The 21,152-nt window shown below is 49.9% G+C and carries 21 protein-coding genes; 14 read left to right on the top strand and 7 right to left on the bottom strand.

Annotation, left to right across the window (positions count from 1 at the left end; all coding sequences use genetic code 11):
* Positions 1 to 93: 93 nt before the first annotated feature.
* Positions 94 to 465, top strand: a complete 372-nt coding sequence (locus tag L1D47_RS00440) for a DUF3192 domain-containing protein (RefSeq protein WP_239882128.1) — start codon at positions 94 to 96, stop codon at positions 463 to 465.
* Positions 466 to 647: 182 nt separating this feature from the next.
* Here L1D47_RS00440 and L1D47_RS00430 read toward each other — a convergent pair whose 3' ends face one another.
* A complete protein-coding gene (locus L1D47_RS00430) occupies positions 648 to 1,310 on the bottom strand; it encodes a DUF2789 family protein (RefSeq protein ID WP_239882127.1) in 663 nt (220 codons plus the stop codon).
* A gap of 143 nt (positions 1,311 to 1,453) precedes the next feature.
* On the opposite strand from L1D47_RS00430, the gene L1D47_RS00425 reads away from it, so the two are divergent.
* Complete coding sequence (locus tag L1D47_RS00425; RefSeq protein WP_239882126.1) at positions 1,454 to 2,104, top strand: GNAT family N-acetyltransferase; 651 nt, start codon at positions 1,454 to 1,456, stop codon at positions 2,102 to 2,104.
* The gene (locus L1D47_RS00420) at positions 2,097 to 2,396 is read left to right on the top strand and encodes a DUF962 domain-containing protein (protein ID WP_239882125.1); all 300 of its coding nucleotides are present in this window, start codon (positions 2,097 to 2,099) and stop codon (positions 2,394 to 2,396) included. The genes L1D47_RS00425 and L1D47_RS00420 overlap by 8 nt, the downstream gene beginning before the upstream one ends.
* A gap of 1,661 nt (positions 2,397 to 4,057) precedes the next feature.
* On the opposite strand, the gene L1D47_RS00415 is transcribed toward L1D47_RS00420, so the two are convergent.
* Together L1D47_RS00415 and L1D47_RS00410 are read right to left on the bottom strand one after the other, a co-directional pair.
* Positions 4,058 to 4,447: a DUF3301 domain-containing protein gene (locus tag L1D47_RS00415; RefSeq protein ID WP_239851565.1), complete on the bottom strand. Its 390-nt coding sequence runs from the start codon at positions 4,445 to 4,447 to the stop codon at positions 4,058 to 4,060.
* Entirely contained in the window at positions 4,444 to 5,457 is a 1,014-nt protein-coding gene (locus tag L1D47_RS00410; protein WP_239882124.1) for a DUF3549 family protein, read from the bottom strand. The genes L1D47_RS00415 and L1D47_RS00410 overlap by 4 nt, the downstream gene beginning before the upstream one ends.
* 135 nt (positions 5,458 to 5,592) lie before the next feature.
* On the opposite strand from L1D47_RS00410, the gene L1D47_RS00405 reads away from it, so the two are divergent.
* From L1D47_RS00405 to purU, 5 genes are all read left to right on the top strand, one after another.
* Positions 5,593 to 5,910, top strand: a complete 318-nt coding sequence (locus L1D47_RS00405; RefSeq protein WP_239882123.1) for a YqcC family protein — start codon at positions 5,593 to 5,595, stop codon at positions 5,908 to 5,910.
* 10 nt (positions 5,911 to 5,920) lie between these two features.
* Positions 5,921 to 6,742, top strand: coding sequence for a tRNA pseudouridine(65) synthase TruC (truC, locus tag L1D47_RS00400; protein ID WP_239882160.1), 822 nt, complete (start codon positions 5,921 to 5,923; stop codon positions 6,740 to 6,742).
* A gap of 405 nt (positions 6,743 to 7,147) precedes the next feature.
* Positions 7,148 to 7,612 (top strand): flavodoxin, encoded by a 465-nt coding sequence (locus tag L1D47_RS00395; RefSeq protein WP_239882122.1) that lies wholly within the window; start codon positions 7,148 to 7,150, stop codon positions 7,610 to 7,612.
* Positions 7,576 to 9,033, top strand: a complete 1,458-nt coding sequence (locus L1D47_RS00390; protein WP_239882121.1) for a PTS transporter subunit EIIC — start codon at positions 7,576 to 7,578, stop codon at positions 9,031 to 9,033. The genes L1D47_RS00395 and L1D47_RS00390 overlap by 37 nt, the downstream gene beginning before the upstream one ends.
* 29 nt (positions 9,034 to 9,062) lie before the next feature.
* Positions 9,063 to 9,896, top strand: a complete 834-nt coding sequence (purU, locus tag L1D47_RS00385) for a formyltetrahydrofolate deformylase (RefSeq protein ID WP_239882120.1) — start codon at positions 9,063 to 9,065, stop codon at positions 9,894 to 9,896.
* 101 nt (positions 9,897 to 9,997) lie between these two features.
* On the opposite strand, the gene L1D47_RS00380 is transcribed toward purU, so the two are convergent.
* Positions 9,998 to 10,342 (bottom strand): DUF3718 domain-containing protein, encoded by a 345-nt coding sequence (locus tag L1D47_RS00380; RefSeq protein ID WP_239882119.1) that lies wholly within the window; start codon positions 10,340 to 10,342, stop codon positions 9,998 to 10,000.
* A 204-nt stretch (positions 10,343 to 10,546) separates the two neighbouring features.
* Here L1D47_RS00380 and L1D47_RS00375 point away from each other — a divergent pair, with 204 nt between their 5' ends.
* Positions 10,547 to 12,463 carry an HD domain-containing phosphohydrolase gene (locus L1D47_RS00375; protein WP_239882118.1) on the top strand — a complete coding sequence of 639 codons (1,917 nt, stop codon included), beginning with the start codon at positions 10,547 to 10,549 and terminating at the stop codon, positions 12,461 to 12,463.
* Between the two features lie 52 nt (positions 12,464 to 12,515).
* Here the strand turns inward: L1D47_RS00375 and dapD are convergent, their stop codons facing one another.
* The 3 genes from dapD to map all read right to left on the bottom strand — a co-directional run bounded on the left by dapD (position 12,516) and on the right by map (position 16,873).
* Complete coding sequence (dapD, locus tag L1D47_RS00370) at positions 12,516 to 13,340, bottom strand: 2,3,4,5-tetrahydropyridine-2,6-dicarboxylate N-succinyltransferase (RefSeq protein ID WP_239882117.1); 825 nt, start codon at positions 13,338 to 13,340, stop codon at positions 12,516 to 12,518.
* 35 nt (positions 13,341 to 13,375) lie between these two features.
* A complete protein-coding gene (glnD, locus tag L1D47_RS00365) occupies positions 13,376 to 15,949 on the bottom strand; it encodes a bifunctional uridylyltransferase/uridylyl-removing protein GlnD (protein ID WP_239882116.1) in 2,574 nt (857 codons plus the stop codon).
* 81 nt (positions 15,950 to 16,030) lie between these two features.
* Positions 16,031 to 16,873: a type I methionyl aminopeptidase gene (gene map / locus L1D47_RS00360; RefSeq protein ID WP_268747955.1), complete on the bottom strand. Its 843-nt coding sequence runs from the start codon at positions 16,871 to 16,873 to the stop codon at positions 16,031 to 16,033.
* Between the two features lie 234 nt (positions 16,874 to 17,107).
* On the opposite strand from map, the gene rpsB reads away from it, so the two are divergent.
* From rpsB to uppS, 5 genes are all read left to right on the top strand, one after another.
* Complete coding sequence (gene rpsB, locus L1D47_RS00355; RefSeq protein ID WP_011866432.1) at positions 17,108 to 17,836, top strand: 30S ribosomal protein S2; 729 nt, start codon at positions 17,108 to 17,110, stop codon at positions 17,834 to 17,836.
* 119 nt (positions 17,837 to 17,955) lie between these two features.
* On the top strand, positions 17,956 to 18,804 hold the full coding sequence (gene tsf, locus L1D47_RS00350; protein ID WP_239882115.1) for a translation elongation factor Ts: 849 nt from the start codon (positions 17,956 to 17,958) through the stop codon (positions 18,802 to 18,804).
* 133 nt (positions 18,805 to 18,937) lie between these two features.
* Positions 18,938 to 19,681, top strand: coding sequence for a UMP kinase (pyrH, locus tag L1D47_RS00345; RefSeq protein ID WP_011866430.1), 744 nt, complete (start codon positions 18,938 to 18,940; stop codon positions 19,679 to 19,681).
* A gap of 35 nt (positions 19,682 to 19,716) precedes the next feature.
* A complete protein-coding gene (frr, locus tag L1D47_RS00340) occupies positions 19,717 to 20,274 on the top strand; it encodes a ribosome recycling factor (protein WP_041509278.1) in 558 nt (185 codons plus the stop codon).
* An 81-nt stretch (positions 20,275 to 20,355) separates the two neighbouring features.
* Complete coding sequence (gene uppS / locus L1D47_RS00335; protein ID WP_239882114.1) at positions 20,356 to 21,147, top strand: polyprenyl diphosphate synthase; 792 nt, start codon at positions 20,356 to 20,358, stop codon at positions 21,145 to 21,147.
* Positions 21,148 to 21,152 lie beyond the last annotated feature (5 nt).

Raw genomic sequence — 21,152 nt, 5'->3', positions numbered from 1 at the left:
TTATCTTAAGGTTTTGATAAATATTGATATGTCTGTTTGGCATAAGCTTTGCTTTACCTGAATCCAGTTATAATAGATAAACAGGACGTGAAAGTGAAAACAAAATTAACAACAGCATTGGTCTTAGGCGCCGCCAGTATAGCGCTATCTGGGTGTGTATTGAATGTGGGCGAAGGCGACAAGGGATGGAGCACAGGTAATTCTTGGGAGCGCGTGCAGGAGCAGAACCGCGTTAATCTGTCTAAGTTATCTTTGGGGATGACCCGCGACCAGGTGCTGACACTGATGGGCACAGCCGATTTTAACGAGGCCTATACCAAGCAAGATAAGACGATCAACGTACTCTACTATCGTACCCAGCGTACGCGCGAAGATGGCACGACCACTAAGGATGAATGTACACCTATTGTGATCACGGATAACCGCGTCGTGGGCTGGGGCGAGAAGGCCTATCAGAACATGTAATGGAATAAGTTAACCTTTAAAGGCAAGCCAAGTTGGCTTGCTTTTTTGTTTAGGTCTTTTGGTGTTAAGCCTTTTGGCGGCCTTAGTTCGTTGCGCTATAAGGTGATACTTTATGCCTATAGCCTAGGCTCTAAGCTGGGCATCGAGATGATCGATCACCTCTGTCCACATGGCATCTTCTGCTAAGGAAGGTGCGAATAAGTCCCGTGCTTGCTCTGCGTGTGCTTAAAGTGGATAGATGCTAGGCACAGTTTGCAGCGAATGGCCCTAGTCCTTCGCAAGAACTGTAACGCAGCAAATACCGCTGTAAGCCTCGCCCTGCGGGGCTTTGATAGCAACACCATTTCGGCGTTATTCAACTTCAGCAGGCCTCGGCATGCCCTCAGTTGAATGCCTTGAACTGTCGCTGCTATCAAAGCCAGAGCTGTGCGCTTGCTCTGCGTGTGCTTAAAGTGGATAGATGCTAGGCACAGTTTGCAGCGAATGGCCCTAGTCCTTCGCAAGAACTGTAACGCAGCAAATACCGCTGTAAGCCTCGCCCTGCGGGGCTTTGATAGCAACACCATTTCGGCGTTATTCAACTTCAGCAGGCCTCGGCATGCCCTCAGTTGAATGCCTTGAACTGTCGCTGCTATCAAAGCCAGAGCTGTGCGACGACTTGTTCGCACCTTCCCTAAGGCCTCGGCTAAAAAGTGCTTCTGGGCCTGAGACCAGAAGGGCGCCTCGGCAATATGGATCTCCGCGGCGATGGAATGTTGCTTGATAAAAGCCTCTACGGCATCGGGGTCGCTCGGCAGGCCGAGTTGATCAAATAAGCTGGCTAGATCGGGTTGTGTTATATCCATCTTATCCCTCGCTTGTTAGTAGTAATGAGGTGCTCCTATTTAGTATGCAATAAATTGATAAAGTTTCGAATCGATTAAAGTTTGCACTTTTTTACGAGCTTGTTACATTGGACAATGTTGATCTGGATCAAGGAATAACAGCAATGATGACAACAGCTACCCCACCTGTTAATGAAACCTATAAAGCTGTCTATTTAACCGCCGAAGACCTACGTGTCGCCGCCTCGATTCTCTATAACGCCTACCATGATGATCCCTTCTTTATTGCCGCCCTGCATAAGGGAGACAAGGCGCAATATGAACAGAAGCTGCGTGGGGCTATTCGCGAGGAACTGCATACCCTCTGGCAAGAGGAGCAGGCTTTGATCGGCCTGTTTGAGGAGGAACGCCTGATTGGCTTGGCCTGTATCGTGACCCAGCAGGTACCTTTAGGGGAAGCCAGATATTGGCATTGGCGCCTCAAGATGTTGTTAAGCGCCGGTTGGCAGTCGACCCAGGCGCTGATGAAGAAAGAGTCTTCGATCCTCGAACATCTGCCCAGCACTCAATGTGGCATATTGCAGTTCATTGCCGTCCCCCCGATCGAGCAGCATAAGGGGTTAGGTAAGCGTTTGATTCAGGCGGTAATGAGCTGGTGTGACGAGCAACCCGAGCTCGAAGGCGTCGGGGTTTACGTGACACAGGACGAGCATGCTCATCTCTTTTCTTCCATGGATTTTGCGCCCATTGAGCGCCTGGTCATCGGTGGCGTGCCGGGGGAGCTGCTTTTCTATCGGAGCACCGAAATTGAGTAAACGCTATACCAACTTTCGGGATTTCTATCCGTTTTATCTGTCGCAGCATAGAGATCCTAGGTGCCGCACCTTGCATTATGTCGGTAGCCTGTCGGTGCTCGCACTCTTAGTCATGGCTATTGTGCTGGGCAAATATTGGATGCTGTGGCTGCTGCCGGTCTTGGGCTATGGTGCGGCCTGGATAGGGCATTTCGTGTTTGAGCGAAATAGGCCCGCGACCTTTGAGTACCCCTTCTACAGTTTCATTGCCGATTGGGTGATGTTGGCCCAGTGGCTTACCGGGCGTCGATGACTGCTTGGTCAATAACGCCTGTCTTAAGGTGGTCTAAGTGATGTCAGTTAACTCGCGGCGGATTAAGCGCGTGGCTCCTGGTTAATAAACTGGTGGGTGGGTCTGCGCTTGGCCTAGAGGCGCTAAATTGATTCAGAGAAGGTCTTTGAAATTCGCACTATGGCGCAGACGACTCACAATTTGCCAAGCTGTTTGTGAGAGATCGCTTACAAGTATGTGAGTCTTCCTCCTTATCTCTACCCTGTTTTCTCCTGCGGACACTTAAATAATATTTATATTCAATGTGTTATTCTTAACTTTCGCCTTGCTTGAAATTTAGTCGGTTTAAGGTTGTTTTCAGAGGCGTACATTCTGGCGCTGCGCCCAGTATACTGAAATTAAGTTAAGGAGCTTACTTAAGCAATGTGAAGGCAAAGGATATCCAAAGCTAAGGAATGTAAGCTAAGGAATAGCAGGCCAAGGAAGAGCAAGATTGTCGAGGACGTGAGAATCTTATCAGGGACGAGAGCTGGATGCTTTAGGACGATAGGCGATATGGATCATCGCGAAATGGATTTTCACTCAAGGGATACGAGTGTAACCAAAGGACAGCTACCAGGGAACAGGTAAGCGTAAGCATAAAAGGATAGCGGCAGGAAGCGTCGGAGCCCATAGGATGTGGGAGCGTGGTTGAATGAGTCGACCACCCAGGGAAGAAAAAGATAGGATGTCTCAGGAATTGGAGACGGCAGGAAGCCGATGTGATCAGGATGATGCAGGGAGCAAGGTGATAGCAGGATGGCTAACACAAGAGTATAGAAAGGCGCACTTATGGTGCGCCTTTTCTTTTTTGGGCTAATCGTTTTGGGCTACCTCAGCCCTTGGCCTGGGCGCAGGAAACGAAAGGTTTTGCAGGTGTTAGACTTAACTCACAGAAAGTGCCCGCCGCCGTGTGAGACATCTCTTACATTGATGTGCGAGATAAAGCTGATAACCTGCTATCTATATCTGTACCATTCTTTATTTGTTATTAAATTCAGGTGTTTACCTATTTTTTGTTGAGATGGAGATAATGTGACCAGCCAAGCAGAACTTTTTCCATCTCTATTATTGGGCGACAAGGGCACTAGAATTAACAGTGTTCAAGGATGAATGGAAAAGGAAGGGTCAGGACGACCTAATCATCATCAGGATGATGGATATCTGCCTAGGATGGCAGATGACAAGGAGTGTAGGAAAGGAATCCCAAGGACGAGACTGGACATGCTTAAGGATTAAGCAAACTTGGTAAATGGATGACCAAGTAAAGGGACGGTACCTAAGTACGCAAGTGCTAAAAGGTACAAGGAATGGAAGGACCAAGGAAGATGCAAGGAGCATAAATTCGCAAGGATGGAGCAGGGAGCACTTAAATAGCTGGATTGCTTAGCGAAAAAGACAGAAGGCGCGGCTCTTAATTGAGCCGCGCTTTTTCTTTATCTGCGCCATATAGAGAATTTCTATCCGTGAGCCTTATTTGTCATCAGAGGCTTCTCGGTTTAGTCGCCTCGATTTAGTCGTCTCGATTTAGGCGTCTCGATTTAGGCGCCTTTATAAAAGTACCTTGGTCAAAGTTTTTTGATTAAGGCATTGCGGCTGACTGAGCACTATTGTGGATCAGCCTTAGAGGTGAATTTGATGGCTTATTTGCAGCCACCAGAGTTGCAACCGCCGCGACTGCCACAGCTGCCGCCGACTGAACCTCTTGCCTCTGGCGCTTCGAGCCATTCCGGCTCGGGAAAGATGGGCCACTGAATTTTTTCTATCTTCTTACCATGCATCCAGATATGTGCACGATATTGATTGATACCGTCGGTACTGAACTCCATCAAGAACTTGGCTTTCCAGGTGAGTCCGCTAGTGCCGCCAATGCTGGGGCGGGCCGATTCCATGGCGATAGCCAGGAGCTGTACTCGCTGCTTCTTGCATTCACTGCTGGCGAACATCCGGCTCAGCTCAGCCATCTGTCTTAGCTGCCAGAAGAAGGCGGCAATGATCACCAGCGCGGCGATCATTAAAAAGTCTGTCATCATGCTTTTGTCACCTTAAAGAGTCCACCTATGGCATTGGCGAGGGCCTGGCTGCGCTCACTGTCTCTTAATGCCATCAAGAGTTGAGTTCGTATCGCTGGAATTGCCACAATATCAGCAAAGATATGGTTAAAGAAGCCTTGGGGTTGTTTTGCTAGGGCCTCGAGATAGATCTTGCGAGTCCGATCGTCTTTTAACGCAGTCCAGTTTCTGCCTGCTATGGTGATAAGGGCGTTATTGTCCAGCGCATCTTGCTCATCCAGATACTGTATCGCTTGTTGTGCCAGGGCGGGTGCTGAGGCCAGTGCACGCAGGTAATAAAGCCTCTGCTGGGCATTGGCATGATAAAACGCCTCAAGCAGCCGCTCGGCTAAGGGCGCCTCGAGGGTGATGTGCTCTAGCTGTTGGCACAGGGCTATCTTGACTTCGTCAGCGCTGTGCTCCAGGGCGTTGAGTAGTTGTTTACTATGATCGAGTTCTCTGGCATGCACGCAGATGTCGGCCATTCCCTGTAAGCCTACATCCTGCCAACGCTCGGCTGCAACCTGCCCCGATAGATACTGATAAGCAAACTCATATTGCGCCGAGGCGGGCAGGCCTAATTGCTTGCGAACCAAGGCGTTGAACAGCGCCAGCTTCTCTGCGCTGGGTTTGAAGGCAAAGGGATGGTTGGCGAGCTTGTCTTGCTGCTCCTCGGATAAAGCCTGAGTCGGGTCGCTGCCTAGGGCCTCAATCACCATGCGGATAAACTGCGTTCTCGGCGCCGGCGAGAGCAGGCCACGTTCATCCAGAGGTAACTTGAGGAACCAGATGAAGTGTTGGTTAGACTTGTCCCAGAAGACGATGGCAAATTGCGCATGACCCTGTATAGGCGAAGGATAAGGCGCCTGGAGGGCCTCAATTTGGGAGAAGGCCATCATGTCGATATGCTGTACCCGGCGGCCGAGATCATAGACCTGGAACTGGGTATTAGCCGTGGTGAGAAATTGAGTCAGGGTCGTAATTTCAGTCATTTGAATGCCGTTTTACTTACAGGGAACAGATTAAATGGCGCTTATTATAGGGAGAAGTCAGGTGAGATGGTACAATTTCGGCCGAATTAGCGCTCAGGCCTAGGCGCCGCGGCGAAAGATATCATCGAGGAAAGTGTGTCTCTCTATACCGAAAAACAGCTAAGGCTTATCGAAGCCGAATTGAAACGACTGCAACTGTGGCAAGACGAGCCGCCCTCCGCCGAGGCGATGGCCGACCCGACCCCCTTTGCCTGCGAGTCCATGGCCTTTGAGCAGTGGCTACAGTTTATCTTTCTGCCCAAGATGGGTGAGATCATTGCGGTCAATGGCACGCTACCCAGTCAGATAGCTTTAGGCCCCATGGCCGAGTATGTGTGGCAGGGGCGGGGCGAGATGCAAGCTTTAATCAACATTATTAATCAATTAGATGAGCATTTGAGTGGATCCAATTAATCCTGAACCTATGGAAAATCTTACCGAGCAACTAGCCGGTGACCATGACAGCACCACAGTTGAAGTGGCAAAGAAAATCGAGATCCTCTACGAAGATGACGACCTGGTTGCTATCCACAAACCTGCCGGCCTGCTGGTACACCGCAGTTATCTGGCGAGGCGGGAGAAATATTTTGCCATGCAGATGACGCGGGATCTGGTGGGCTGCCACGTCTTCCCCGTCCATCGTCTCGACCGGCCAACCTCTGGCGTATTGCTGTTTGCCAAGAGCAGTGAGATGGCCAATCAGCTGTGCGAACAGTTTGCCAGTAAGTCGGTCCAAAAGCATTATATCGCCTTCGTCAGGGGCAATATGCACGAGCCTGGGCTGCTGGATTATCCTCTGAAGCAGGAGCTCGATGACCTGGGCGACAAAGATGTCGATCCTAATAAGGCGGCGCAGGAGGCGCAGACCAGCTATCGCCCCTTGCTTAACTGTGAGATCCCTTATCCATCAGGCCGATACGCCACCAGTCGTTATGCCCTAGTTCAGCTGACACCACATACAGGGCGTAAGCATCAGCTGCGCCGGCACATGGCACATCTGCGCCACCCCATCATAGGTGACACTACTCATGGCGACGGCAAACAGAACCGTTTCATGCGTGAGCATAGCGGTATCAATCGTTTGTGGTTGATTGCCAAGAAGCTGGAGTTTAATCATCCGCGAAGCGGCGAGCGAATTGCGGTAGAGGCAGAGTTAGAGAGTGAATGGTTGGCGCTGTTTCAGCTACTGGGGTGGGACGATACACTACTGAGCGGCGAAGCTGCGCAGCTTATCTGTGAGGCTTAACCTTTAACGTCTAATCGCCAACTTCTAATGTCTAACGTCTAGCGTCTAACATCTGGTCTCGAAAACAGAATGTCTCAAAGCAAAACGTCTGTTGCTCAAGGCTAAGGGCCTATGGTTACTTTACCAGTGCGCAGGCCGATTTGATTGCCGAGAGGGGCGATAGCTTCTCTTCGGGGGCGTCTGTTTCTGATGGGGAGGGCGGATTGAGCGAGAGGGACTGAACGGTTCTGAAATAACACATGCGCCTGATGTGCGCGCTGCGGTGAACATGCTTTAGATGTTTCTGTCGGCTCGAGTGTCGCATCTAATTGATCCTTGAAACTCAATAACCTAGTGTAGCTATCAAGCTTTCAATAAAGTATGTTTAGAGTATAAGTAAATAATGCGCTAAGGGCTAAGTAAAACATGAGAAAAGTGAATCTGGTATATGGAACTGTCTATGGCAATGCGCAGTTTGTTGCCGAGACCCTGCAAGAAGAGCTGATGGCCAAAGATATCCAGGTTACTCTGATGACGCCTGAGACGCTCAATGGTTTCTTACCACCCGAAGATGAGCTGCTGCTGGTGGTGACCTCTACCACGGGCCAGGGCGATCTGCCCGATGATATCAGCCCTTGGTTTGAGACCCTGAGGGGCGAGGCGCCCTATCTGCCTAAACTCGAATATGGCATGGTGGCGCTGGGTGACTCGAGTTACGAGACCTTCTGTTTTGCCGGCATACGTTTCGATGAGTTGTTGACTGAGCTTGGCGGCACACGCATAGGCGAACTGCTTAAGATAGATGCCTGTGAGACGATGGAGCCGGAAGTAGAAGCAAAAGCATGGTTAACCCAATGGACCCAACTCATCAACGACCGCACGGCCGATTAAGTCGGATCAGTCGTCAATGGTTTAAGTTTGCCCAGCGGCTGAGCCAAGCACTGCTGCTGCCTATCGCCATCTTGCCTGCTGCGGGCGTGATGATAGGCCTGGCGACTAATCCCATCCCCTTTATTTCGGCCGATCTTGCCACCCTAATGTGGACCGTGGGCAACCTGGTTTTCTCCATGATGCCCATGCTGTTTGCCGTCACCATAGCCATAGGTTTCTGCAAAGATCAGGGGATTGCCGCCTTTAGCGCCGTATTCGGTTATGGGGTATTTTTCTCTAGCCTGTCGGCCCTGGCGAAGATCCATCACTTACCCACCGAGATGATCTTGGGGCAAGCCACCATAGACACAGGGATTGCCGGTGGCATGTTGGTGGGGGCCTTTACCTGTTTCGCAGTCAAACATAGCGAGCGCATACGCTTGCCAGCGGTGTTCTCTTTCTTTGAAGGGCGTCGTTCGGCGCCCTTGATGATGCTGCCCATGGCTATCTTATTGGCCTATCTTTTTCTGTTGTTGTGGCCCTTGCTTTCACAGTGGATTGAGCAGATCTCTAACTGGGCGGTTTATCAGGAGCCCGCCTCGGCGTTTGCCGTATACGGCATGGTGGAACGCCTGCTGATCCCCCTTGGGTTACATCATATCTGGAATGCGCCTTTCTACCTGGAGATGGGGCAATACTTTAATGGCGATGAATGGGTAAGGGGAGAGGTGGCCCGCTACCTGGCGGGAGATCCGCAGGCCGGTAACCTGGCCGGTGGCTACCTGATTAAGATGTGGGGGCTGCCCGCGGCGGCGCTGGCCATCTGGCGCTGCGCCGATAAACATGAGCGCAACCGGGTGGCTGGTATCATGCTGTCGGCGGCCACCGCCTGTTGGCTGACCGGGGTCACCGAGCCCATCGAGTTTGCCTTCATGTTTGTCGCCCCGCTGCTGTTTATCCTGCACGCCCTGATGACGGGGATTGCCTATGCGGTGACGATTTCGCTGGATATCCACCACAGCGTGGTGTTTTCCCATGGCTTAGTCGACTTCAGTCTATTGCTGGGACAGTCGAGAAATGTAGAATGGTTTTTGATCCTTGGTCCCATCACGGCGGTTATCTATTATCTGGTGTTTCGCGGCGCCATATTGGCCTTTAACCTCAAGACGCCGGGACGCATGGAGGCGGGGAGCGGCCAGCGGGCCGGCCTGATCTCCATGATCACCGCCCTGGGGGGGCAGGATAATATCAATGAATTAACCGCCTGCCTGACACGGCTGCGTATCTGCGTGAAGCATGCCGAGTTGGTGGACAAGGCTCAGCTTAATCAGCTGGGGGCTAAGGGGGTGGTGTTGGTCGGAAACGGTGTTCAGCTGGTTTATGGCACGAAAGCGGAGAGTATCAGGCGTTTATTGCAACGCTATCTGGATAGGCGCAAATAGTGAGAATTTGACATTAAGAGGTAGAGAAGATGCAACAGAGAGTATTAATCACAGATTGTGCCGACGCACCAGGACTTATCACTAAGATCACAGGTGTTTGTTATGCCCACGGGCTCAATATCGTTAAGAATAGTGAATTTGTCGATAATGCTCAGGGGCGATTCTTCATGCGCACGGAGTTGGAAGGTGTGTTCGATGAGACGAAGTTCTTGGCCGATATCGATGAGGTGCTTCCTGAGCAGCGACATCGTAAGCTGGTGGTCAAGGGCAAGAAGCGTGTGGTGGTGATGGTGACCAAGGAGGCGCATTGCCTCGGGGATATCCTGATGAAGGCCTACTATGGTGGTCTGGATGTGGAGATTGCCGCTATCGTTGGCAACTACGATACGCTCAAGCCGCTGGCCGACAAGTTTGATGTGCCTTTCTACTGTGTCTCTCACGAGGGCAAGACCCGCCATGAACATGAGCAGGAGATGCTAGCAGTCATAGCACAATATGACCCAGACTACCTGGTGTTAGCGAAATTTATGCGGGTATTGACCCCTGAATTTGTTGAGCAATACCCCAATCGTATCATCAATATCCATCACTCTTTCCTGCCGGCCTTTATTGGCGCCTCTCCCTATCGCCAGGCGTGGGAGCGAGGGGTGAAGATCATCGGAGCCACGGCCCATTTCGTCAATAACTGTCTGGATGAAGGGCCGATTATCAAGCAGGACGTGATCCCAGTAGATCATAGTTACAGCGCCGAGGAGCTGGCCAGATGTGGCCGGGATGTCGAGAAGAGCGTCCTCAGTAAGGCATTGCAACTGGTGTTGCAAGAAGCGGTGATTGTCTACGGCAATAAGACGGTGGTGTTTTAGCAAGCTTACTTATCGGCGAACCCCAATAAAAAAGAGCCTTTAGGCTCTTTTTTTATCGGCAATCTAGCGTAGATTCTGTCTTAGACTCGTTAGCTCTTGTCTTAGAAGTTAACGACGAAAATATCATCGTCATCATAGTTCATGGTGATATCTTTAATTGTTACAGAACCTAAGGTGTAACGTTCAATCTTGGCGGCGGTGCGATCGGCGCCGTTGCTTAGGGCAAACTGATGGAAGCTCTGATCATTACATACCAGGCGTGGGAACACGCGCTGCTTATTGATGCGATACTCTTTCATTGTGCCATTAAAGGTAATGACACTGTTGCTTGCACCGGCTTTGCATACGGCAACTAAGGTTTTTTCCATCTGAGGAGACATGGCGGCTTGAGAAGAAAAAGCCAGTGGTGCTAATGCGATGGCGGCAATCGTGAGTAACTTTTTCATTTTGTGCTCCTAGCATATTTCTGTTGGGTTCGATTATGAGTAAAGCTCTTTACCCAGTGAAAAGCTGTTAGCTATTTGTCGCTAAATGTATCGCAATGTGAGGTGTGGAAATTAGTATGTCTGTAGGTAACAAAATGTTTAAAGATTGGGCTGAAGGGGGTATGATAAATCCAAATAGGGACTGTTTTGATTTGGAGTGTGTGGATGAGAATACGCAATAACGATCAGTTTCTAAAGGGAACTGAACTGCCTACGAATTGCCCTGTCGCTTGGGCTATCATTAACAGCCATTTTGAAATAAAAAGAGTGAGTGAAGATTTCTACCGGTTGGCTGATAAGCCTATTTCTACATTATTAAACAGACATATATCTTCATGTTTTTCATCATTTGACGCTTCAAATATTACATTGTCTGATAAGGAAAGAGCAGTTAGTCATTGGGTGGATGACAAAGGGCGAGGTCTTCAAGGTGTCTTTACTCCCATACCTAATAAAGAAAAGCTCTGGTCAGTCATTTTGAGCGAAATCAACTTAGAAGATAAGTGGTTGATGGAGCTTCACCCTGACTATCATCATGCAATACAGTCCAGTGATGAATGGTTAACTCAGATCGAAACAGTCATGCTTTCTAAGCCTGAAGCTGTGTTTCAAACCGCAGTAGAACAAGCTATCTCTCTCACTTACAGCAAAATTGGCTACTTACATTTATACAACTCTAAGTCAAAAAAACTTACTCTGACGGCTTGGTCTAATTCAGTTTTAAATGTGTGCTCTATCCCTGTGGAAAAGCACCAAGATCTTAATGATGCGGGGATATGGGCTGATTGCATAAGGAAAGGCGAGGCGGTGATTCATAACAATTATGAGTTAGCGCGAAGTAAAACGGGTTTGCCTGAGAAACACTTCGAATTAACACGGCATATGAGTGTGCCTATTCATTATCGTAACCGAATTGTGGGCGTTATAGGTGTAGGTAACAGAGATACCCCCTATACCCCTGTTGATGCGAAATCGTTGAGTGTATTCGCAGCAATCCTTTGGCATAGTGTTGAATTACCTCGTTCAATGCGAGTGTTATCTAAGCAGTCCCAGGTGATTAGAAGTCAGCGTGAGCAACTAAGTTACACTTTAGTACAGTTAATTGGTGCGGTATCTGATGCCGTCGAATTGAAAGATGCTTACACGGCTGGACATCAAAAATCGGTTTCTCAGCTCGCATATTTAATGGGAGAGAAGCTTGGGCTGAAAGATCAACAGCTGGAAGGGTTAAAGCTTGGTGCATTAATACATGACATTGGCAAATTAGGTGTGCCAGGACAAATTTTAGCCAAACCTTCTAGGTTGACCAAGGAAGAATATGAGTTAGTAAAAATGCACTCACAGCAAGGTGCAGACATCATTGATGAGGTTGAGTTTCCATGGCCAATCAAACAGATGATTTTGCAACATCATGAGCGTTTGGATGGTTCAGGCTACCCAAGAGGGCTTAAAGGTGAGCAGATAATTCTTGAAGCTCAAATAATTGGTGTTGCAGATGTTGCTGATTCAGTACTTAGTCATCGCCCATATCGTCCTTCTCTTGGTATTAAAAAATTGACCGAGATTTTAGAAAGCGGTAAAGGAACTCTTTTTGACCCTAAAATTGTTGAAGTTTGTCTAGATATGCTCTCTGGACATGAATTTAGTAACATGCAATATGTTAGTCACATTCATTTAGAACCTGTAGCTGAAGTGGGGCTATATAATAGCATTGGAGAAGTACGCCAACTAATGAGCGATTGTAATGCTAAGGTTGCGCTGGTTCGAGATGAATCTGCTTTCAAGGTAGTCGGTGTAATCGATAAGACAGTTTTAGATTATTGGCATAGTCCATTACTAGATACTGCAGCAGAGAGGACCGTTGATAGAAACATCGAAAACAAGCGAATTCATCAAATTATGAGTCATAGCTTACCACTTGTTGAGGGAAAAACTATTTTAAAAGATGCTAAATATCTGATGGAAAATGGAGATTACGATTTTCTTATAGTGATGGAAGAGCAAACGCCATTAGGATGCTTAACGTGGAAAGCTCTTGCTAATGCGCATTCTTACGAAGTAGAGTACTTGTCAGGCCATTAAGGAAAAAAGCCAGGTAATAACCTGGCTTTTTAATATTGGCGCTGGATAGAAATTAATCGACGATGCGTAGAAGCTCGTTGATACCCACCTTGCCACGGGTCTTGGCATCGACCTTCTTCACTATGATGGCTGCATATAAGTTATATTTGCCACACTGAGATGGCAGGGTGCCAGATACAACAACGGACCCCGCAGGTACTCGACCATAGTGGATCTCGCCGGTTTCACGATCATAGATACGGGTACTCTGGCCTATGTATACCCCCATAGAGATAACACTGCCTTCTTCGACCACCACGCCCTCGACGATCTCTGAGCGCGCACCGATGAAGCAGTTGTCTTCGATGATGGTTGGACCGGCCTGTAGTGGCTCCAATACGCCGCCGATACCGACACCGCCTGACAGGTGAACGTTTTTACCGATCTGGGCGCAAGAGCCTACGGTTGCCCAGGTGTCTACCATGGTGCCTTCGTCGACATAGGCGCCGAGGTTAACGTAGGAAGGCATAAGCACGGTATTTTTACCGATGAAAGAACCTTTGCGCACCGCAGCTGGTGGTACCACACGGATTGCTTCCTGCTTGAAACGCGCCTCATCATAGTCGGCAAACTTCATCGGTACTTTATCGAAGAACTTGGTTTCTGCACCGTCGATCACTTGGTTGTCGAAGATGCGGAAAGAGAGTAATACGGCTTTCTTCAGCCACTGATGCACATGCCACTGGCCGTTGATCTTCTCGGCAACGCGTGCTTCACCAGTGTCCAGCATGGCGATGGCTTTTTCAACGTCGGCACGAACACTCGGCTCGACTGTGGTAGGGGTGATATCTGCGCGAGCTTCAAAAGCTGCTTCTATACGTTGGCGTAAAGCCTCCATTAACGTCTCCCAATTATCGTAAAATAGTCTGTTGATTAAACTTGGTTATGCGTATCGAGCGCCTTGGCCAGTGCTTCACTGAGCGCCTCTTGTTGTGTCTCGTTCAGTTGCTGCCCACCTCGTGTCTGCAACATAAAGAAATCTTCGGCGCGTTCGCCTATGGTGGTGATCTTTGCCGCTAACAGGGTGATCTCACAGCGATAAAAGATATCCCCCACCTTGGCCAGCAGCCCTGGGCTGTCTAGGGCGATCAGCTCCATCATGCTGGTGCCTGGTTTGCGCGCCGGCAGGAAGCTCACCTGCGTCGGTACCCTAAAGGGTTTCATCTTACGCGGTAGCTTCTTAAATTTTGGCAGTTTTGCCGTGTCATTGCTTAGTGCTTTCACCAATGTCTTCTTGATCCCCTGGATACGGGAGATCTGCGACACCGGGCTGCCATCTTGCTCTAAAATGACGAAAGAATCCAGTGCGTAGCCATCTTTTGAGGTCATGATATTGGCGTCATGCACATTGATGTTCTTGTTGTCCAGCACGGCCATCACTGTGGCAAACAGCTTAGGCTTATCCTGGCTGTAGACAAACAGTTCGGTCCCCCCACGTGTGGTGTGCTTGGAGATCAGCACCAGAGCCTCATCATGCTTGTGCTTGAGTATCGCCTCGGCGTGCCAGGCCACCTGATTGGGTTGATGACGCAGGAAGTAGTCGGCCTTGAAGCGCTGCCAGAGGGTATCCAGGCTCTTCTCCTTGATCCCGCGGCGTAGCAGTTCTTTCTTTGCCTTGGCCTGATGCTCGCGCACGCGGGCTCGAATATCCACCGGCTTCTCCTTGCCCCGGGCGAGTACCCTCTGGGTGGAGAAGTAGAGATCGCGCAGCAGCGAGCCCTTCCAGTTGTTCCAGGTTTTCTCGTTGGTGGCGCAGATATCGGCGACCGTGAGGCAGTAGAGGTAACTCAGGTGCACGGCGTCGCGCACCCGGTCGGCAAACTCGGCCACCACATCGGGATCGGAAATATCCCGGCGCTGGGCGGTCACCGACATCAGCAGGTGATTCTCTACCAACCAGCTGACCAGGCGGCCATCATGCTTGTTGAGGCCGTGTAGATCGCAAAAGTCCTGGGCATCGACGGCGCCGAGCTTACTGTGATCGCCGCCGCGTCCCTTACCGATATCGTGGAAGATGGCCGCGAGCACCAGTAGCCCCTTCTTGGGCAGCTGATTAATCAGTATGGAGCCCAGAGGGAACTCATCCTTCTGCTCCGTCTGTGAGAACCTGTCGATGTTGAGCAGTAGTCTGTGGGTATGCTCATCGACCGTGTAGGCGTGAAATAGGTCGAACTGCATCTGCCCTTCGATATTACGCCAGGCGGGCAGGTAGGCCGATAAGATGCCGTGGCGGTGCATCAAGGAGAGTGAGGCGATACCACGTGGATGACGCAGTATCTCTAAAAATACCTTTCGGCAGTCCTCATTGTCCATCAGCGGCGCTTGCTGGGCGCGACGGGCGCGTCTTAGGCTGCGCAGGGTAGGGGCGTAGATCCCCTTGATGTTGGAGTTGCGGGCCGCGTGTAAAAATACCCGCATGATCTCCACAGGGTCCTTAAACAGGTCCGTCTGGAGAGATTCGATGAAACTGCCGCGGCGCTGGTATTGTTCGTCGATGGGCTGGATCTCCAGCTCTTTGGTGTGGCCCAAGGTGGCGCGCTTAAAGAGTTGCAGCAGCATCTGGTTGAGCTCCATCACCCGGCGCACGGTGCGGTAGTAGCGCTTCATCATCTGTTCGACCGCAAGTTGAGTCTCATCCTTGTAGCCAAGAAGCTCCGCCACCTGGCGTTGTAGGTCGAACAGCAGGCGATTCTCGTCGCGCCCCGAGATCAGATGCAGGGCAAAGCGCAGCTGCCACAGGTAACCCTGACACTCGAGCAGCTCCTCGAGTTCATCCTGCTCGAGGAAGCCATGGGCGACCAGCTCCTCGGCGCAGCTGGCATCGAAGTAGCGCATTGCTACCCAGGTGATGGTCTGGATGTCTCTCAGGCCACCCGGGCAAGATTTAAGATTCGGCTCGAGATCGAAGGCGCTGGCCTTGGCGTGGCGCATGACCTGTTCATCGCGCTTGGCGACAAAAAAGTCGCTGGCGGGCCAGAAGTCACCTTCGCGCACCTTGTCATACAGGGTGTTAAACATGGCCTGGGGCCCGCAGAGTAATCTGGCTTCGAGCAAGTTGGTGGCTATGGTGATATCGGCCTTGCCCTGAGCTATGGTCTCATCCAGGGTTCTCACGCTGTGGCCCACCTCGAGGCCCGAATCCCAGAGGAAGGCGATAAACTGACTCAGTTTGGCTTCGTCACTCTGGACGAGCGCGCCTTGGATAAGGAACAGCAGATCCACATCGGATTGCGGGTGCAGCTCCCCACGGCCATAGCCGCCGACGGCGATCAGGGCGATGGAGGTTCCATCGAGTTGATGGGCTTGCCACTGGGCAATGAGGAGTTCGTCGACGAAACGGCAGCGTTGGCTGACCAGGGCGGTCACAGATTCGCCGGCGCTGAAACGCTCTAGCAGTTCTTGGTTTTGTTGTTTTAGGGCGTTCTTAGCTGTTAGCGCAGTGTTCATTGCAGTCCTTAACCTCAGAGCGAGCATAGCAGGCCGGATGGCCTGCTATGGGAGTAAACCACAATTTAGCTGCGTGTGCGATTAGTGGTTGATGATGCGGGGGAAGTTTTCTTCTTCGCGCAGAGTCAGGACTTCCACGCCAGTTGGCGTGATCAGCAGGGTGTGTTCCCACTGGGCCGAGTTTTTACCGTCGGAGGTCGTGACGGTCCAGTTGTCGTCCTTATCCAATACACTGGTGTGACGACCGGCATTGATCATCGGCTCGATGGTGAAACACATGCCAGGACGCAGTACCGTCTTGTCATTGTTTTTATAGTGCATCACCTGTGGCTCCTCGTGGAAGCCGGCGCCGATGCCATGGCCACAGTAGTCGGTCACGATACTGTATTTCTCCAGGCCGGTTTTCTTGCTCTTGATATACTTTTCGATGATGGTGCCGATCTCGCCCAGTTTCATGCCAGGACGTACCTTCTTGATCGCCTCATATAGGCTTTCTTGTGCCACACGGCATAGACGCTTGTCTTTCGCGCTGACATCGCCGATGAGGAACATCTTTGAGGTATCGCCGTGGTAGCCATCCTTGATCACTGTGATGTCGATATTGATGATGTCGCCATCTTTGAGGGCGCGATCGCTGGGAATACCATGGCAGATCACTTCGTTGATGGAAGTACAGATAGATTTAGGAAAGCCGTGATAATCCAGCGGAGCCGAAATCGCGCCTTGCTCTTCGGTATATTTCGCACAGATATCATTGAGTTCGTTTGTGGTGACCCCGGCCTTAACGTGGGGGGCAATCATCTCTAATACTTCGGCGGCCAGCTTGCCTGCCGCGCGCATTTTTTCGATCTCTTCGGCGGTTTTTATCACTATACTCATTAAGCTTTCTCTGTTGTGTCGGTAGTCGAATTCGGGGCGCCTCAGGGCGCTAAAAATTTGTGTTGGCGCCGATATTATGGTATAAAGCGCGCCGTTATGTTTGACTCTTGTCGATGAGGTGCATTGTTACCCCATCTCAGAGCGAATGTGGCGGCCATTATACATGGCTATGACTAAATACTAAATCACACACGTATCGACACGTTCTTCGGGGTGCCTATTTAGGTCGGAGATATGGGATGCGTGGAGGTCTAACCCCTAATTTTTTAAGGTAAAAAAATGACTACAGTTTCAATGCGCGACATGCTTCAGGCCGGTGTTCACTTCGGTCACCAAACTCGTTACTGGAACCCAAAGATGAAGCCTTTCATCTTCGGCGCTCGTAACGGTGTACACATCATTAACCTAGAGCACACTGTGCCTATGTTCAATGAAGCACTAGCGTTCATCAGCAACGTAGCATCTAAGAAAGGTAAGGTACTTTTCGTTGGTACTAAGCGCGCTGCAAGCGAAGCGATCAAAGAAGCTGCTATTTCTTGTGATCAATACTACGTTGACAACCGTTGGTTGGGCGGCATGCTGACTAACTGGAAAACAGTTCGTCAATCAATCAAGCGTCTAAAAGATCTTGAGAGCCAGTCTGTAGACGGTACTTTCGACAAGCTGACCAAGAAAGAAGCGCTAATGCGTACTCGTGAGCTTGAGAAGCTAGAAAAGTCTCTTGGTGGTATCAAGAACATGGGCGGCCTACCTGACGTTATCTTCGTTATCGGTGCTGACCATGAGCATATCGCTATTAAAGAAGCTAACAACCTAGGTATTCCAGTTGTTGCTGTTGTTGATACTAACTCTTCTCCAGACGGCATCAACTACATCGTTCCTGGTAACGATGACGCTATGCGTGCAATTCGTCTGTATGCTGAGTCTGTAGCAGCGGCTGCTAAAGCAGGTCGTGGTCAAGACCTAGCGGTACAAGCTGAGCAAGACGGTTTCGTAGAAGCTGAATAATAAAGGCGAGATGAATTTCATCGCCCTTATTAACCAAGATAGATAATTGGTGAACAGGGGCCCACAGGCCCCTGTTTTTTCACATTTGATTTGTAGAGTTACCTATAGAGGATTTAACAATGGCAATTACTGCTGCCCAAGTTAAAGAACTACGCGAGCGTACTGGCGCTGGCATGATGGATTGTAAGAAAGCGCTAACTGAAACCAATGGTGACATTGAGCTAGCGATTGAAAACATGCGTAAGAGCGGTGCTGCTAAGGCTGCTAAGAAAGCGGGTAACATCGCTGCTGAAGGTACTATCCTGATCAAGCAAGGCGAAGGTTTCTCAGTACTTCTAGAAGTTAACTGTCAAACTGACTTCGTTGCAAAAGACTCTAACTTCCTAGCATTTGCTAACGAAGTTCTAGATGTTGCTGCAGCAGGTAAGGTGACTATCGCCGATCTACAAGCTCAGTTCGAAGAAACTCGTGTTGCGCTAGTTGCTAAAATCGGTGAAAACATCAACGTTCGTCGCGTTGAGTACATCGATGGTGCTAACCAAGCTTCTTACCGTCACGGCGACCGTATCGGTGTTGTTGTTTCTGGCGAAGCTGACGAAGAGACTCTGAAGCACGTTGCTATGCACGTTGCTGCTTCTAAGCCTGACTACGTTAACCCAGAAGACGTACCAGCTGAAGTTGTTGAAAAAGAGAAAGCCGTTCAGATCGAAATCGCAATGAACGAAGGTAAGCCTGCTGAGATCGCTGAGAAGATGGTTGCTGGCCGTATGAAGAAGTTCACCGGTGAAGTATCACTGACTGGTCAAGCTTTCATCATGGAGCCTAAGAAGACTGTTGGCGAAATCCTAAAAGAGAAAGGCGCTACAGTAACTAACTTCATTCGTCTAGAAGTTGGTGAAGGTATCGAGAAGAAAGAAGAAGATTTTGCCGCTGAAGTAGCAGCGCAAATCGCCGCTTCTAAGGCTTAATAGCCAGTTGTAAGATACCCTAAAAACCGCAGCATTCGCTGCGGTTTTATTATGCCAATTAGATTGCTGCAGAGCGCTTTTTTTCCTATATAATTGGCACGTTACCCATCGGCATTTATCAGGATAAACAACTATGAGCACAAATCCAAAACCTGCTTTTCGACGTATTCTTCTCAAACTGAGTGGCGAGGCCCTGATGGGCGAAGAGGGCTTTGGCATCGATCCCAAGGTGCTAGATCGCATGGCACAAGAGATTAAAGAGCTGGTCGAGCTTGGTATTCAGGTAGGTGTTGTGATTGGTGGCGGTAACCTGTTCCGCGGTGAAGGCCTGGCACAAGCCGGTATGAACCGTGTGGTGGGTGACCATATGGGCATGTTGGCAACCGTAATGAATGGCCTGGCGATGCGCGATGCGCTGCACAGAGCCTATGTGAATGCCCGTCTGATGTCGGCCATCCCTTTGAAAGGTGTGTGTGACGACTATAACTGGGCCGAAGCGATTAGCCTGCTTAAATCTGGCCGAGTAGTGATCTTCGCTGCCGGTACGGGTAATCCTTTCTGTACCACAGATTCTGCCGCCTGTTTACGCGGTATCGAAATCGAAGCGGAAGTGGTGCTCAAGGGCACTAAGGTAGATGGTGTTTACTCAGATGACCCGGTCAAGAACCCTGAAGCGGTGAAGTATGACGAGATGGGTTATGGCGAAGTCCTAGAAAAAGAATTGAAAGTGATGGATCTTGCGGCATTTACCCTTGCAAGAGATCACGATATGCCTATCTTAGTGTTTAATATGAACAAGCCTGGTGCGCTACGACGTGTTATCATGGGCGACCATGAAGGTACGCTTATCAGAAGTAGCCGTAAGACTGCCGAATAAATAACCCGATACGAACGAATTTAAGGATATTTAACGTGATTAACGAAATCAAAGAAGATGCAAAGAGCCGCATGGCGAAGTGTGTTGAAGCGACTAAGAATCAAATGGCTAAGGTACGTACTGGTCGTGCTCACCCAAGTCTGCTTGATTCAATCAAGGTGCCTTACTATGGTACGCCAACGCCGCTTAAGCAGGTGGGTAACGTATCGATCGAAGATTCTCGTACACTGGCAATCACAGTCTTTGATACCACTATGATTGCAGCCGTTGAGAAGGCGATCATGAGTTCAGATCTGGGCCTAAACCCAATGTCTGCCGGTACGACTATCCGTATTCCACTGCCTGCACTGACCGAAGAGCGTCGTAAAGACTTGATCAAGGTCGTTCGCGCCGAGGCTGAAAATGGTCGTATCGCCGTACGTAACGTGCGTCGTGACGCTAACTCTGACGTGAAAGCGCTAGAGAAAGAGAAAGAGTGTACCGAAGACGATGTACGCCGCACCGAAGATGAGATTCAGAAATTTACTGATGCTCACATCAAGCAGATCGATGAGATCTTGGCGGCAAAAGAAGCAGAGTTGATGGAAGTCTAATCTCCCAGTTTCGTTACTAGAGTTCGCACGCCGTGTAGGGGTATACTACACGGCGTTTGCTATTTTTAAGGGTTGTAATTGATGTCAATCGAATCTCAATCTGGCTCTGAGTTATCTAATGAAGCACTCGCAGAGCTGGTAAAACAGTCTATCCCCAAGCACGTGGCTATCATCATGGATGGCAACGGGCGCTGGGCACAGGCACAGGGCAAGCCCCGTGTCGCGGGCCATAAGGCCGGTGTGAAGACTGTTCGTCGCGCCGTGAGTATGGCACGAGAGATGGGGATAGGTTCGTTAACCCTGTTTGCGTTTTCCAGTGAGAACTGGCGCAGACCCGAGAAAGAAGTCAGCCTCTTGATGGAGCTGTTTTTCACCGTTTTACAACGAGAAATAAAACTACTGGATAAAAACGGTGTAAGACTTAACGTCATAGGGGACACCAGTCGTTTCTCTGCCCGACTGCAGAAGCAGATCGCCGCGGCGATGGAGAAGACGGCTCACTACGATGGTTTAATTCTCAATGTGGCTGCTAACTACGGCGGTCGTTGGGACATAGTGCAGGCGGCGCAAACCTTAGCCAAAAAAGTGGAATCTGGTGAAATGACCAGCAGTCAGTTCACCGAGGAGGCGCTAAGTCAGCATTTAAGCATGCAAAATCAACCGGAAGTTGATTTAATGATTCGCACCGGTGGCGATTTTCGCATTAGTAACTTTGTGTTATGGCAAGCCGCCTATGCAGAGTTAGTGTTTACTGATGTGTTGTGGCCAGATTTTGATGAACAAGCCTTTAAAGATGCGGTAGCCGTATTTGCTACCCGGCAGCGCCGTTTTGGATTGACGGGTTCTCAAATTGAGACTTTGCAGGCTGAGTAATAAAT

The organism is Shewanella sp. Isolate7 (assembly GCF_022398425.1).
GTDB lineage: Bacteria > Pseudomonadota > Gammaproteobacteria > Enterobacterales > Shewanellaceae > Shewanella.
The sequence above is the reverse complement of the archived record's forward strand: the minus strand, read 5'-3'. Positions and strand labels throughout refer to the sequence as shown.

Excerpts from the sequence above, each read along its gene's own strand:
- uppS (WP_239882114.1), top strand. The coding sequence starts at position 20,356 with ATGTCAATCGAATCTCAATCTGGCTCTGAGTTATCTAATGAAGCACTC.
- truC (WP_239882160.1), top strand. The coding sequence starts at position 5,921 with ATGGAAAATCTTACCGAGCAACTAGCCGGTGACCATGACAGCACCACA.
- dapD (WP_239882117.1), bottom strand. The coding sequence starts at position 13,340 with ATGGAGGCTTTACGCCAACGTATAGAAGCAGCTTTTGAAGCTCGCGCA.
- L1D47_RS00425 (WP_239882126.1), top strand. The coding sequence starts at position 1,454 with ATGATGACAACAGCTACCCCACCTGTTAATGAAACCTATAAAGCTGTC.
- purU (WP_239882120.1), top strand. The coding sequence starts at position 9,063 with ATGCAACAGAGAGTATTAATCACAGATTGTGCCGACGCACCAGGACTT.
- tsf (WP_239882115.1), top strand. The coding sequence starts at position 17,956 with ATGGCAATTACTGCTGCCCAAGTTAAAGAACTACGCGAGCGTACTGGC.
- L1D47_RS00415 (WP_239851565.1), bottom strand. The coding sequence starts at position 4,447 with ATGATGACAGACTTTTTAATGATCGCCGCGCTGGTGATCATTGCCGCC.
- L1D47_RS00410 (WP_239882124.1), bottom strand. The coding sequence starts at position 5,457 with ATGACTGAAATTACGACCCTGACTCAATTTCTCACCACGGCTAATACC.
- L1D47_RS00390 (WP_239882121.1), top strand. The coding sequence starts at position 7,576 with ATGGACCCAACTCATCAACGACCGCACGGCCGATTAAGTCGGATCAGT.
- L1D47_RS00380 (WP_239882119.1), bottom strand. The coding sequence starts at position 10,342 with ATGAAAAAGTTACTCACGATTGCCGCCATCGCATTAGCACCACTGGCT.
- glnD (WP_239882116.1), bottom strand. The coding sequence starts at position 15,949 with ATGAACACTGCGCTAACAGCTAAGAACGCCCTAAAACAACAAAACCAA.
- L1D47_RS00430 (WP_239882127.1), bottom strand. The coding sequence starts at position 1,310 with ATGGATATAACACAACCCGATCTAGCCAGCTTATTTGATCAACTCGGC.
- L1D47_RS00395 (WP_239882122.1), top strand. The coding sequence starts at position 7,148 with ATGAGAAAAGTGAATCTGGTATATGGAACTGTCTATGGCAATGCGCAG.
- rpsB (WP_011866432.1), top strand. The coding sequence starts at position 17,108 with ATGACTACAGTTTCAATGCGCGACATGCTTCAGGCCGGTGTTCACTTC.
- L1D47_RS00375 (WP_239882118.1), top strand. The coding sequence starts at position 10,547 with ATGAGAATACGCAATAACGATCAGTTTCTAAAGGGAACTGAACTGCCT.
- pyrH (WP_011866430.1), top strand. The coding sequence starts at position 18,938 with ATGAGCACAAATCCAAAACCTGCTTTTCGACGTATTCTTCTCAAACTG.